Origin of the sequence: Thiomicrorhabdus arctica DSM 13458 (genome assembly GCF_000381085.1) — a bacterium.
Taxonomy (GTDB): domain Bacteria; phylum Pseudomonadota; class Gammaproteobacteria; order Thiomicrospirales; family Thiomicrospiraceae; genus Thiomicrorhabdus; species Thiomicrorhabdus arctica.
Genome location: NZ_KB905899.1, coordinates 358,019 through 371,434 on the forward strand (window position 1 = coordinate 358,019; position 13,416 = coordinate 371,434).

10 protein-coding genes, 1 pseudogene and 1 riboswitch are annotated in these 13,416 nt (G+C 40.4%); of the genes and pseudogenes, 2 read left to right on the forward strand and 9 right to left on the reverse strand.

Features of this window, described 5'->3' with window-relative positions:
• Positions 1-2: 2 nt before the first annotated feature.
• From F612_RS0101645 to F612_RS0101655, 4 genes and pseudogenes are all read right to left on the reverse strand, one after another.
• Complete coding sequence (locus F612_RS0101645) at positions 3-1,844, reverse strand: TonB-dependent receptor plug domain-containing protein (protein ID WP_019556001.1); 1,842 nt, start codon at positions 1,842-1,844, stop codon at positions 3-5.
• A gap of 152 nt (positions 1,845-1,996) precedes the next feature.
• Positions 1,997-2,221, reverse strand: a riboswitch (cobalamin riboswitch).
• A gap of 110 nt (positions 2,222-2,331) precedes the next feature.
• Positions 2,332-2,694: a pentapeptide repeat-containing protein gene (locus tag F612_RS13305; RefSeq protein ID WP_245539507.1), complete on the reverse strand. Its 363-nt coding sequence runs from the start codon at positions 2,692-2,694 to the stop codon at positions 2,332-2,334.
• A gap of 66 nt (positions 2,695-2,760) precedes the next feature.
• Positions 2,761-2,877 (reverse strand): annotated as a pseudogene (locus tag F612_RS13425) (pentapeptide repeat-containing protein); the annotation flags it as partial.
• Between the two features lie 185 nt (positions 2,878-3,062).
• Positions 3,063-4,448, reverse strand: coding sequence for a leucine-rich repeat-containing protein kinase family protein (locus F612_RS0101655; RefSeq protein WP_019556003.1), 1,386 nt, complete (start codon positions 4,446-4,448; stop codon positions 3,063-3,065).
• A gap of 283 nt (positions 4,449-4,731) precedes the next feature.
• Here F612_RS0101655 and F612_RS11965 point away from each other — a divergent pair, with 283 nt between their 5' ends.
• Positions 4,732-5,973, forward strand: a complete 1,242-nt coding sequence (locus F612_RS11965; protein ID WP_019556004.1) for a GAF domain-containing sensor histidine kinase — start codon at positions 4,732-4,734, stop codon at positions 5,971-5,973.
• A gap of 61 nt (positions 5,974-6,034) precedes the next feature.
• On the opposite strand, the gene F612_RS0101665 is transcribed toward F612_RS11965, so the two are convergent.
• The 3 genes from F612_RS0101665 to F612_RS0101675 form a co-directional block, all read right to left on the reverse strand.
• Complete coding sequence (locus F612_RS0101665; RefSeq protein WP_019556005.1) at positions 6,035-6,730, reverse strand: class I SAM-dependent methyltransferase; 696 nt, start codon at positions 6,728-6,730, stop codon at positions 6,035-6,037.
• 113 nt (positions 6,731-6,843) lie between these two features.
• Positions 6,844-7,185: a DUF6172 family protein gene (locus tag F612_RS0101670; RefSeq protein WP_026329569.1), complete on the reverse strand. Its 342-nt coding sequence runs from the start codon at positions 7,183-7,185 to the stop codon at positions 6,844-6,846.
• A 213-nt stretch (positions 7,186-7,398) separates the two neighbouring features.
• On the reverse strand, positions 7,399-7,677 hold the full coding sequence (locus F612_RS0101675; RefSeq protein WP_019556007.1) for a peptidylprolyl isomerase: 279 nt from the start codon (positions 7,675-7,677) through the stop codon (positions 7,399-7,401).
• A 94-nt stretch (positions 7,678-7,771) separates the two neighbouring features.
• Here F612_RS0101675 and F612_RS0101680 point away from each other — a divergent pair, with 94 nt between their 5' ends.
• A complete protein-coding gene (locus F612_RS0101680; protein ID WP_019556008.1) occupies positions 7,772-8,452 on the forward strand; it encodes a lysophospholipid acyltransferase family protein in 681 nt (226 codons plus the stop codon).
• 65 nt (positions 8,453-8,517) lie between these two features.
• Here F612_RS0101680 and F612_RS0101685 read toward each other — a convergent pair whose 3' ends face one another.
• Positions 8,518-11,460, reverse strand: a complete 2,943-nt coding sequence (locus F612_RS0101685; protein WP_033394394.1) for a bifunctional diguanylate cyclase/phosphodiesterase — start codon at positions 11,458-11,460, stop codon at positions 8,518-8,520.
• A 239-nt stretch (positions 11,461-11,699) separates the two neighbouring features.
• A complete protein-coding gene (locus tag F612_RS0101690) occupies positions 11,700-13,238 on the reverse strand; it encodes a sensor domain-containing diguanylate cyclase (protein ID WP_019556010.1) in 1,539 nt (512 codons plus the stop codon).
• Positions 13,239-13,416 lie beyond the last annotated feature (178 nt).

Genomic DNA, 13,416 nt, shown 5'->3' on the forward strand with positions numbered 1-13,416 from the left:
GGTTAGAGTTGGCCACGAAGACCGATAAAAAACTGTCGTCCACCATTAGAATAGACATAGTTTGCAGTGGAGCCCGTTGCATTCGCAACATTATCGGTATATTGATCATCCATTAAATTAGTCACTTTCGCATAGAATGTAAGGGTTTTACTCATCTCGTAATCGGCTTTTAGATCCGTTACAAAATACTCACCAAGTTGCACGCCTGCATTATGATCAGCAGAATATTGTCTGCCAATATAACGCGTTTCTAAACCAAGGTGAGTTTTAGATAAACCATAGTAATCAACGTTAAGATTCGCAGTATGTTCTGGTCTATATTTTAAGGACTCACCATTTTCATTTCTGGCTGATAGCCATGTAAAATTTAAACCTAGATCTGTCTGAATCGTCTTAATAGATCGTTTATAACTGGCTTCTATACCATCCGTAAGAACTTCTTGTGCTGCATTCTCATAGTAATAAGGTGTAGGATAAGGCTGAGGAACGTATTCAATTAAGTCTTTCGTTTTATTATAAAAATAGGTTAATTCAAGTCCATATGCACCCAGGGTCATATCGTAGCTTTGCGTTTTTTCAGGAACGAGTGCGACAGGATTTGGACGCGCCAGTTGCGATAGTAAAGGTGCATTGTATGCAGTGCCGTAATTGGCACTGGCAAATACATCTGAATTGAGATAGTGTTTAACGCCTATTTTTCCGGTAACGACATTATCAAACTTATCAAAGTCGTCATAACGTAACGATTCAGTGACGATTAAATTATGGGTAATATTATTTGTATTGCTAATGGCAAACCCGTGGTTCGTGTAATTGTTGGATGAGCTGTCAAACACTTTGCGATTGGTTAACACACTAATATTATCGGTACCTCGATAGTCATAACCTAACTGAGCACCTATCTCTCTTACGTTTCCATTATATAGGCTGGAGTAGCTTGGATATTCACGTTCTACCAGGTTATCTCTGATAAAGACTCTTGTCTTTATGGGACCCTTAGAATAACGGTATTGAAGGCTTTTAATTATATTAGTATATTGATTGGTTGCTTTGTTATCATCAGGTGCAGGCAAATAAAGTGGGGAACCTGTTGTGCCATCGAATTCGTTGTCTGCGGATGAGGTTTTAATGAACGTTTCAATTCTGTGGTGTTTGGCAAGATTTATTCCAAACTTTAAAGAGATATCTGTTTGTTTAAAACCGTCATCTTCAAAGTTTGTATGCGAGATATTGGCGGCTCTAACCGCTGAAAAACCATCGGTATTTAATGTTGAAAAGTGAACAACAAAGTCACCTTGTTTATTGCTATCTCCTAATGTTGTCGAAATTTTACGCGTATTATTAGAGCCTATTTGGAGGTTAACAGAGGCTTGGTGTCCGCCTTTTTTGGTAATGATGTTAATCACACCTGCGGTTGCATTCGCACCCCAAACACCGGACTGAGAACCCTTGATGATTTCAATACGTTCGACATCAGATAATTGAATGTTCTCAATGCGAGCTCCACCAAGGCCTGCGGCATCTGTTAAATCGACACCATCTTGCAATATTAAAATATGAGCTTGCGTATCGCCGCGCATATACATTGAGGTCGTTTTTCCTAAACCGCCTGAACCTTTAAGCATAATGCCAGGAACGGTTCTAAGTGCATCCGCTAAGGTTTGGTACTGTTTTTCTTCGATTTGTTCAGCGGTAATAACCGTCATGTTAGAGGTCACTGAACGAGCGGATTGTTCTGTATTGTTTGCGGTCACAATAACTTGGTCTAACGAGGTGTTCTCTGCAAATACGCCAGAAGAGGTGGTTGCAGCTAAAAGTGCTGCGGATAGTGTTGAAAGTTTCATGATTTTCCTTCGTAATTAAGTACATTACAAAGGCAAGACGGACTTGAGGGATGCTGTGGTTGACACAGGCATGTGCAAGCAAAGATAAAATTTGAGATTTACCTTCCGTATTACCCACCGTAATCGGTTGCGAGGGAGTGTTCCAGGTAAACACTCACTCAACTTTTCAGGCCGGTATCCGGGCTTAAGAGCAATTCACAAACGCCTTCTCAGAACACAGTTCCAATGGCTTTCTTGCTTGATTTTCTCTATCACCGTTGCGGGGGCAGCGTTGGATTTAAAACATGAATCGTTTTTTTACCAAACTTCCCGTTTAACTTCGATCGCTTTTAAAATTCATTAAAAGGAGTCAAAGCACCTGAAAGGATGGAATTCTACTGTGTTGAACTGAAATGGCAAGTATTAAATGTTCTAGGATTAAAATAACCAGGCCTGGTTATTTTGATTCAATTGAGTTTTTTGAGAGCACTGCTCAGTGGCATGGTGATCAATCAACCAGTTCAATATCCAAACTATTGAGCAGCCTGCTTGCTTCATACCGGCTGAATTTTGCCTTGCTGATTTTGTTATTAAAAATATCAATATCGTAATGAACAGCTTCTGAAAAATCAGCACTGCTCAGGTCCGTTTTACCAAAGAGACTGCGCGTAAAGTCGGTTGCTGTGAAAATGGCTCGACAGACGTTTGCCTCTCTGAAATCAACATCATGCGCTTTACATTCTTCAAGTACCATTTCATTCAAAGTGAGCCCCAAAAATGAGGAGCCATTTAGAATGCATTGATGAAAGTGTAAGGCGGTGGAAAATGTTAATGGGGGCCAGGCTGCGTGGCTCCAATCAATACCAATCATTTTACATTCAAAAAAAGCAGTATGAGTGAACTGACTTTGCGGTACTTTAATGATGCTTAAATTGCATTGGTTGAAGGTACAGTTTATGAAGGTGCACTTTTTAAAAATAGCCCCCGTAAAATCGCAGTTTTGAAACTCACAGTTTTCAAACTCGATATTACATAGTTCACGATTCGGTTCCACTAAGTGGCTAAATGTTTTGTCGCAATGCTCTTTTTGATGGTTAAGTGAAGTCAAAAGATCACCTCATTCTCCTCATTCTGTTATATAGAAGGGTTTAATTGATTTTGCTTTAGGTGAGCAGAACAGAACGTCGTTAATGAGTACATCTTAAAACTGATTGTATGTGATCTACTTCATCAATAACCTTACCAGAGATTACAGTAACTCCAAGCTTTCCAACCAGCCAATAGTTGGGACTTTAATTCAGAAAGAGTCAGTTTTGGTTCACGTTGACTATTTGAATTAACCAATTGAAGATGAATTTTGCGAAGCGCCTTAACGACTCTGGGAGCGTTATAGGTATCGTTACAGACCGTTAATAAGTCTTCCAGAAGGTGTCCCAACGCGCGTTGTTCGATTACTTGTAGGGCAGTCTGTTGGTGTTGTGCCAGGTGTCCAAAATGTGACGCTGCGCCAAAATCACTCAGCAATACGGAGGCGTCATGATCGATCAATATATTGTGAGCATACAAATCACCATGACAGAGTTGTTTTTCATGGAGGTGTTGCAGAGCATCCGTTACTTTCAGTAGAATTTGAACCAGGTGTGTTAACGACAAACTCAATTGGCTATCAAAATGATCTCGAGTGCAGCTTTCCAAAGTGGGCGGTTGACCTAGATTGAAAAAGTGATTCGGAATTAAGTTCATCACCAAGCCTTTTTGCGAGACATTCTGCTCATTCAAGCCATCCACTTCTGCCATGATGCTGACTAGGTTTGGATGAAACCCCGCCGTAATACAGGCGTTTAATTCGTCTTGTGGATAGCCATCACTGGTGACTTCGCCTTTAAACAACTTGACGGCCACTTCAGAATTGAATGTATTGTCTGGCAGGGCACTGTCTAGCATCGTTGCTTTATAGATAAGCCCAGATGCACCTTGCCCTAATAATTCACCTAATACATAATCCTTCAAGGAGACTTTAGGTAGGGAAGACTGAGCCGTATTCAATGTGGCTGTCTTTCCTAAATTACACAGGGGATTACCAGAAAACGCCAACCACGAAAGCTTAGGCAGATACAGCAACCAGTCGGGCAAGCAGGTTAATTGATTGGCAGAAAGACGAACCAATTGCAGGTTCTCGCATTGCGTCATGCTCTTAGGCAGTGTTTGGAGTTGATTACCCGCTAACATCAATTTTTGCAGACGGCTCAATTCCCCCATACTCTCAGGCAAACGGGTGAGCTTGTTATCAGTCAGAATCAACCACCGGGTCTTCTTAGGTAAGGCATTTTCGGCGATGGTGGCAATTTGATTGGCTTTAAAACCAATCATCTCTAAGTTGGGGCATAGACTTAATACTTCAGGCAGATACTCAAATAGGTTATTGGAGGCAAAAAATATCTTGAGCTTATGTAATCGACTAAAGTCATCAGGTAAGGTCACAAGTTGATTGTTGGATAAATCCAATACCTCTAAACTGTCGGCAAGCGTGTAAAGTTCCGTGGGAAAGACCGTTAGGTCTTCGGCAATCTTCACATGATTCGCATGTTTGAGTTCACCTGATTGTAGTTGCGCCAAAGTATGCAAAAGAGAGTCCTAAGTAGATCCAGTTAAAGATTCATATCATATTACAAATTGACAATGCATTGATACCCCATTGACCTTATCAGGAAAGAGAGTTGGCATAAAACTGTGGGTAACACTCATTATGAGTATTCTTTATCTTAATAATGCCGTAATATCATAGTAAAGTGCAATCGTGGAATAACAGCTCAATGGTCATAACGTCATTATTCAGTGGTTGTTAACAAATGCTCACGTACAGGTGATTGTCTATAAAAATTTAAGGTAAATAGAAGAGAAGGTAACAATGATTAAGGCCGCTATTCCTGAAAACGAAGTAGAACGTTTAAGTAAACTTGTCGAATTGAATATTCTGGATACCCTGGAAGAACAAGCTTATGATGATTTGACAGCACTGGCCGCAGAGATTTGTCACACACCTATTTCATTAGTCAGTCTGATTGATGATAATCGGCAATGGTTTAAGTCTCATCATGGTCTGGATGCTAGAGAAACTCCTCGTGATTTAGCTTTTTGCGCCCATGCAATTTTAAGTGATGATGTCTTCATTGTTGAAGACTCTGCGCTAGATGAGCGCTTTCATGACAACCCTTTGGCAACGGACGCGCCGCATGTAAAATTTTATGCAGGTGCACCTTTGATTCTGGAAAATAATATTAGGGTAGGGACCTTGTGTGTGATCAGTAATGAAGCACAAACAATCTCAACCATTCAAAAAGAAGCGCTTCAGGCATTGGCTCGTCAAGTCGTAAGTCAATTTGAGTTGCGATTAAAAGTGAAATCATTGCAGTCTTTGGATTACGCCAAAGATGAATTTATCTCAATGGTAAGTCATGAGTTAAGAACACCCTTGACCGCCATCTACGGAGCACTCGCTTTATTGAAAAACAAGGTGGATGAGAACTTAAGTACACAACAGAAAAAATTGGTTGATATTTCTTATCGTAACTCAGACCGCTTACTGTGTTTGGTAAATGATATCTTAGATTTGGCCAAATTAGAATCAGGTAAGTTGGATATGGCCAACGAGCCAGTCAATATGCAATTGCTATTAACAAAATCACTTGAACTGAATGAGTTGTATTGCCACAAATGCAAAGTCAATCTTCAATTCGATGCTCTTGATCATCAACGTCCAGTCATCGTAATGGGGGATGAGCAAAGATTATTACAAGTGATGAGTAATCTCATTTCTAATGCGGCCAAGTTTACATTTGAAGGGGACATGATTGAGATTCACCTGTCAACGGCCAATGGATTTGTGCAAGTGGATGTCACCGACCATGGCGCAGGTATTCCTTTAGATCAACAGAGTTTGATGTTTACCAAATTCAAGCAACTTGATAATCAAATGAATAAAAAAATGCCTGGTACCGGTTTAGGACTTAATATCAGCAAGATGATTATTGAATTACAGGGCGGTAAAATTGGCTTTACGTCGACTCCTCATCTTAAAACAACGTTTTATTTTAAGTTACCGATGATTGAAGTCGTTTCCGTCTCATCTGAAATGAATGCTTTGACCTAGATCAAAATAGGGGGGCTTGGTTTTCATTATTTATGAGATCAAGTCCCAAGTACAATGACGCTTATTTTTCTACCACTAAACGAATGAATTTACCCTTCAGGAGCGTGCTGTTATCAGCTACCTTAAAGCCTGCGGACTCTAATAGATAAATCAAATCTTCAGCATGGTAACGGTTGTGTTCCAAAAAGTATTCAAAAGCGTTCTCTAAGGCTTCTACAGACGTTTCATCTCCCCACAGTTGCTTCTGAGAATAAGCTTTATCAAATTGTTGCTGTAAGGGTTGGCGAATCGGATCGATAATACAAAAGCGACCTCCAGGCTTTAACCATTGATAAGTCGCTTTAAACATTTTGATGGGCTGGGTCAGTTCATGCACCATATTATTGGCCATGACCATCCCCAGACTGTTTGCCGGAATAGCCGCTTGCGGTGAATTCAAATCATCGAGCAAGATTGTTGCATTATCAGGCAAGATCACAGCATCATTCACCATATAAGTGGCCGCATCTATCCCGTAGACAGAGGATTCTGGATAACGGTTGGCACAATCGCGCACAAACTGGCCAATACCGGCCCCTAAATCTAACACACCATCCCCAGACTGATAATGACAAGCCACCGTTTCATCCCAAAACTGCCAAAAGGCATGGTCGTGGCGAACGTCATAACTGTTGGCAATCATCAAGCTGGCTTGGTAACCATTCCCACCATGATGTTTTAAAAGTTGTGCTTGCGTTTTCTCAATTTGGGATGACATATTCATGGCTTTTAAAAAGGGAAAATAAATAGACGTTATGCGCCATGCTTATCCGTCATCAAGACAAGGTAATAAACGATGACCTTGGTCAGAAGGTTTCTTGTTAAAGCTTACTATTCTTCGTATGCAAAGTCATCTTCATCGATCACCTCAGCAGACTTAGCACTGGCTGGTTTGTGGGTTCTAACCGCCGGTTTTGCAATGATTTCCAAATAAAAAGAGTCCAATTGGTCGGCTTCGGCTTTATCAATGCATTTACTCACTTCTGCCAGGTGAATCGTTGTGCTCGACTCTGCATCAGGGCCAAATTTGCAAGCGAAATCCCAAAAGTCAGCATCCTTAGGTAAAGCGTGCTTTCGCTCTCTTTTGATGTATTTTTTAACTTCACTTTTAATGGCATCCGCTAAACGAGCGGGTTTGATTTTTTCATGAGTCAGTTTAAAGATTTTTTTCATAGTGTTCTCAAGTAAGGAAAGGGGGCTGATGATAAAAGAATTATAAAGTATTTTCGTTTCGGGAATCATCCGATTGCACATTAGCCGTTAAGAATTCATCTGTTTGCTCATCACGAAATCACACAAGTCCAAAGTGACCCTACGTCAACATGGTTTGGTAAAGCCGAAGGACATACTAACAGGCCTGGTCACTCTGAATATCAGTCGAATGGATTAGTTTCGATAAATCGTCTCGATCAAATGAAAGCCAAATTTGGTTTTAATGGGACCATGGACGGTTAATACCGGTTTTTTAAAAACCACATTATCAAATGCCTTGAGCATCTTACCAGGACCGAATTCACCTAGGTTACCGCCTTTTTTAGCGGAGTTACAAAGAGAGTGTTTCTTAGCTAAATTTGCGAAGTCAGCGCCTCCTGCCAATTTTTTCTTTAACATTTCGGCTTCTTCTTTTGTTTTTACCAAAATATGTCGTGCACATGCCGTCGCCATTTATGATTCACCTCGAATGCGTGTTTTTTTAAGTGGTTTATTATAGTGTTTGTACTTTTAGTTATATACTATTGCCCACAATTTAGGGATACAGATGAACTTTAAGAAAATTAAACTCGCAATCTATTCACTGCTTTTAACCAATTGGTATGGATTAAAGCTCAAAGGGATTAAAGCGCCACGTGAAAAAAAACAGGTGCGGATACGCTATGCGCAGAAGCTGGTGACTAAATTAGATCTCGTTATTGAGGTAAAAAATCCAGAGAATATACCCACAGAAGGGCAATACCTTGTGCTGGCTAATCATAGAGGTATTATAGACCCAATCATTATTGAACTTGCCTTAGAAAACACCGAACTTTTTGGATTATGGGTTGCCAAAAAAGAGCTTTATAACTCTCCATTTTTCGGACTCTTTGTGCGTAATGCGGGGTCGATCTTGCTGGATCGAGAGCAGAGTCAGATGCGTGGTTTCTTTAGTGAGATTAAAAGTGCAGTTAAAGAAGGTAATTCTATTTTCATCTTTCCTGAAGGCACGCGCAATAAAAGCGAAAATTCGTTGCTTGATTTTAAAGAGGGTTTTCGAATTATTGCACTCAAAAACAGATTGCCTATTTTACCGATCTATATTGAAACGCACAGTGATAAAGCGTTACACAATGCCTTAAATGATAAACACCACCAAACCATCAGTATTGTGGTCGGAGATTTAATCGATTACAAAGAGAAAGCCAATATTGAAGGGCTTTATAAAAGCATGTTTGATATAGAGTGAATGTACAGCATACTAGACCTGTTGCGCTTCGAGCTGATCAGGCCTACTGCTGAGTATTGAATCGTTTAGCTGTGATGACCCTGTGTGGCAAAGCTCGCAAATTCGTCTGCAGGAAGCGCTTTACTAAAATAAAAACCTTGTATTTCATTGCAATCGTGCAAACGGAGAAATTCCAACTGTTCGACAGTCTCTACACCCTCTGCTATGGTTTGCATTCCTAGGTTTTTAGCCATATCAATGATCGCGTGTACAATCGCTCTATCATCAGAATCATACGCAAGGTTTCGAATAAACGATTGGTCAATTTTAAGTTTGTACACCTTAAACTGCTTGAGATAGCTTAGGGAGGAGTAACCTGTACCAAAGTCATCAATCGACATTCGAATGCCTTTTACGTGAAACTGATTCATGATACTAATGGCCATTTGTGGATCATCCATGGTGATGGCTTCGGTGAGTTCCAACTCTAGGTGCTCATGTGCGAGCTGAGCTTCATTTAAAATGCCAGTAATCATCTCGATTAGGTTGGCTTGTTTAAATTGAATGGCAGACAAATTGACTGCAACGACCATGGGCGCAAGCCCGTCATTTTGCCATGCCTTCATTTGATGAATCGCAGTTCGTAGTACCCACTCTCCTATTGCAACAATCTGTCCGCTGCTTTCCGCAATGGGAATGAACTCAGCAGGAGAGATTGTTCCCAGCTCAGGATGGCTCCAACGCAGTAGCGCTTCAGCACCAATGGTATGACCATCTGCTGCTGAAACCTGTGGTTGATAGTGTACTTGCATTTCATTACGTTCCAAAGCATGTCTCATTGCATTAACTATTTTTAAGTTGCGTTTTAAATGAATCTGCATCTCTGGAGTGAAAAAGTGGAAGGTATTTCGACTATATTTTTTGGCTGAAGACATCGCTGTATCGGCATTTTTGAGCAAGGTTTCAAAGTTTTTACCATCATTCGGATAGATGGCAATACCGATGGTGGGTGTCACCACCAGTTCATGCTGTGCCAAAAGACAAGGTAGAGAAACGGCTTCCATCAGTTTTTTAGCGATAGACATGGCACGGTCGGCATTGGTGTTATTGAAAAGTAAAATAAACTCATCGCTGTCAAGCCGCATAACAGCATCTTCATCTCGGATGGATGATTTAAGACGTTTTGCTATTTTGATGAGGAGCTGATCGCCGATAGCGTGTCCTAAGGTATCATTGATATTTTTAAAATGGTCAAGATCTAGAAACACCACCGCTATTGGAGTCTTATTACGTTCTGCAAGGTTAAACAGACATTTGATTTTATCCTTAAGCATAAAACGGTTTGGTAGCCCTGTCAGTTGATCAAAATTGACCAAGGTTTCCAAATGCTCTTCGGCCTCTTTTCGCTCCGTAATATCCTGGATGGTGCCTTTCAAAAGGGTGGGGTTCCCTTGATCGTCAAACTCGAATTCACCCAAACCGTGTAACCATCGTTCAGCTTGATCATTTTGACGTTTAATTCGATAGGCTTGATTAAAGGATTTGTTTTGAGCAACGACATGTGTGTTCCAGTAATCGTTCATTCGAGAGCGATCTTCAGGGTGGAGCAACCGTTCCCATCCTTTGATGGTCCGTTGGTAATCAGCATCGATGCCAAACAGTTCATCTAATATCTTAGAACTCAGCCACTCTCCACTGCGAAAATCAAAAACATAGCTTCCTAAACCTGCAATTCTCTGAGATTCTCTAAGAGAGTGCTCACTTTCTTCAAGCGCCTTTTTAGCGGCGTTGCTCTCAGTAATATCTTCTGAAATACCCAGTAGATATTTGGGCTCATTAAACTCATCAGTGATGATTAATTTTGTGGTGGAGACCGTGCGTTTTCCAGAAGGGGTCTCGATGGTCTCTTCTGGAATTTTCAGCAGGGCACCTTGTTGAATTGTTTCGCGATCTTTAGAGGTAAAAAAGTCTGCTTGTTCTTTTGGAAAAATATCATAATCATTTTTCCCCAAAAGAGTATCTCGATGCGCACCGACTAATTTTTCTGTAGATTTATTGATAAGCACATACCGTAAATCTTTAACATCTTTCATAAAAATGACATTGGGTATGTTCTCAATAATGTTATCAAGTAGCTGGTTTTTTTCGCGAAGTTGAGTTTTTGCTAAGGCTAAATTGTGATAGGGCTTCTCAATGACCGTGACAAAAATTGCTCGATAAATAAAGAGGTAGGCAATGACCTTATAGACATGACCCAATATGTTATATATATCTGTGACACTGCTGTACAGCGTGAAGAAAAATTCACTCATTGCCATAATACATAACGCGGCTAACAGAGCAGATGCGTGATAGGGTTGCGGTCGGCGCATACTGTGCAATAGCAGCAGTGCCGTGAGTAAGTTTAATCCGATAATAACGTATTCAGTATTGATTTTAAGGGCTGTGAGTCCTTCACCTTCGATAAAGAAGTTATGGGGAAGCAGATCATAATTAATGAGCACTAACCAGTGCACAACACCCGTCACGATCAATACCAATGCCAGAATAAGGTAGCGGGGCAGGTTAAACGTTAACGGCCGAATCGACAGTATCACGAATATAAATATCCCTACAGAAGAGAGTATTCTTGCTGCAAGCCAAAAGTCTATCGATTTATTAATGCTGCTCGGAGTGACATAATCTGGCATGCCTTCGAAGGAGAGTATATGGGAAAAATCGAGCAGGCTGACGCCCAAAAATACAGAGGCAAGCAGGAGAATATTGCCGGGTAAGTGACGATCCTTGGCTGTCCAGCCAACCGCAAATATTAACATCGCGATAATGATGGCAATCGTTTCAAGTGCCGTGTGCAATGGTAAGTAATTTTGCCAGCCGCTTACTTTCATAAAAGGTTGCAGGAAAATGGCCGTAAACAGTCCGATTGCCATTAAGGCCGTCAGGAAAATGGCCTTCCCTATTGAGGGTGAGTGACTTGGGTGAATATAGGTAAAATCTTTGTATATTGATAACAATCTGTTGCTAAGCAATGCTAGGTCCTCGTAACTCGTAATCTAAGCTTTTAAGCAATTTTCTAAAGTGCTATATTCAGTAGGGTTTTGTATTGTACAAAACATTCTAACCCATGAAAATGGGTAGAATTATCAGTTATAAACAGGGCGCTCAGGCCTGTAGGTTAAACGGTGTAAATGCCTAGCTATTAAACGCATTTCATCTAAATAAATAGATCTGCTTCGCTTAGAATGAAACGCCTCTCTTCGAAACTATATCAGTCATTAATCCACTCTTCTGAAAACTCGCAAAATTGACCTTTTCCAGCACGTTTTGCTTGGTACATAGCAAGATCAGAGGCTTTAAGAAGGGATTGACGATCAAATGACTGTTGAGGGTAGTGTGCAATCCCAATGCTAGAACCAATTTTGACTTGGTGACCTTTAATGTCAAAAGGCTGCTTGAGTTTGTCGGTAATCTTTTGCGCAATTTCGGTGGAAGACAAAGGACTTAATGCTTTCTCATAATAGAATACAAACTCATCTCCCCCTACGCGCGCCAAGACTGAATTATTAGGAATAAGTTGACTAATTTCTTTACCAACGGCTTTCAATAGTAAATCGCCAATGTCATGACCGAGGGTATCATTGACGTTTTTGAAGTTATCTAAATCTAGAAACATCAGAGTCACTTCGTTTTTAGACTTTAAAGCCATTTCTAAGATGTTATAGAGTTTGTGACGATTTGCGAGACCGGTCACACTGTCAATATTTGCAAGCGTATCCAGTGCGGATTGAGTTTTCTTTAGGTCGGTAATGTCAGAGTGAATAAAACTGTAATGTGTACTTTGCGTGGTATCGTGAAAGATTTTTTGAATGCTGATACGGCTGGCCAGGCAAATTTCATTTTGTTCATCAAACAGGTTTAATTCGCCTTGCCAAGAACCTTCTGTTTCCACTTTATCTAAGATGGAGTCATCAATTTTGGTCTGTAAACCATTCAGGATTGTTTGTAAATCGGAGCTTTCAATCTCTAATCTATCTTTTTTTAATGATCTGCAAAGAGCCTGGTTGCAGCGTTTTATCTGCATATCGGCATCAATGACGGCAATGCCTTCTGCCGCGTGTTCTATTATGATTGAGTCGACCTCTAGTTCGTCTTCAATCCACTTCTGTTCGCTGACATCCAATCGAATGGCTAACACTTTTTCCATTCGGCCATCTTCACTCATAAATACTTGGCCTTTATCATGTACCCAGATGTAATGGCCATCGACATGTTGAATCCGATGTGTACACTCAAATAATTTCTGTGCACCGCTTAAAATTTTTAAAAATTTTTGTTGGACGCTTTCTTGATCTCTAGGGTGAATACGTTTTTGAAGATCGTTTAAGCTGGTAAGCGATTCATCCTCGGCAAGACCAATCATTTTTTTCCACTGGGGAGAGTACTTCGCTTTTTTAGTTTGGATATTCCATTCCCAAAAAGCAAATTGTTCATTTTGCATTAAAGCTAGGATTTGACTGTTTTCAACTTGGTGCTGTTGCTTGAGTGCTTTAAGCTTTTCTTTATGCTCTAAATCTTGCTGGTCCAATGCTTCCTTAAGTTTACGATTCATGCGGGGACTGATGATGGATAAAAGCCAGAGTAAGATAAACAGCACGATCACCACTTGCCCAGAAGACCATGGGATTGATTGTGTTTGTTTTTCGATGAAAGGAATAGGTGTCACTGTATATAAAATTGCAATAATCAAACTTATCCATACTAAAGAGATCACTAAAGGTCGCGTTATAAAGAGTAAGGCTTGTTTCATTGTTTTACACATATTCAATTTGGGTATGAAGATTATAGCGTGCTGATGGTGAAAGGTGATGGATTAAAGATGGGTAAGCATAAAAGAAATTTGGGTTGGACGGTTCGACAGTCCCTTCATTGAATTTCATGAAAGGAGATCGAAGCGATTTTAATGATCCTTTTGTTCAATCGCTGTC

Bases quoted from the DNA above. Each gene is read 5' to 3' on its own strand.
- F612_RS0101690 (WP_019556010.1), bottom strand. From the start codon at position 13,238: ATGAAACAAGCCTTACTCTTTATAACGCGACCTTTAGTGATCTCTTTA.
- F612_RS0101670 (WP_026329569.1), bottom strand. From the start codon at position 7,185: ATGAAAAAAATCTTTAAACTGACTCATGAAAAAATCAAACCCGCTCGT.
- F612_RS0101665 (WP_019556005.1), bottom strand. From the start codon at position 6,730: ATGTCATCCCAAATTGAGAAAACGCAAGCACAACTTTTAAAACATCAT.
- F612_RS0101680 (WP_019556008.1), top strand. From the start codon at position 7,772: ATGAACTTTAAGAAAATTAAACTCGCAATCTATTCACTGCTTTTAACC.
- F612_RS0101675 (WP_019556007.1), bottom strand. From the start codon at position 7,677: ATGGCGACGGCATGTGCACGACATATTTTGGTAAAAACAAAAGAAGAA.
- F612_RS13305 (WP_245539507.1), bottom strand. From the start codon at position 2,694: ATGATTGGTATTGATTGGAGCCACGCAGCCTGGCCCCCATTAACATTT.
- F612_RS0101645 (WP_019556001.1), bottom strand. From the start codon at position 1,844: ATGAAACTTTCAACACTATCCGCAGCACTTTTAGCTGCAACCACCTCT.
- F612_RS11965 (WP_019556004.1), top strand. From the start codon at position 4,732: ATGATTAAGGCCGCTATTCCTGAAAACGAAGTAGAACGTTTAAGTAAA.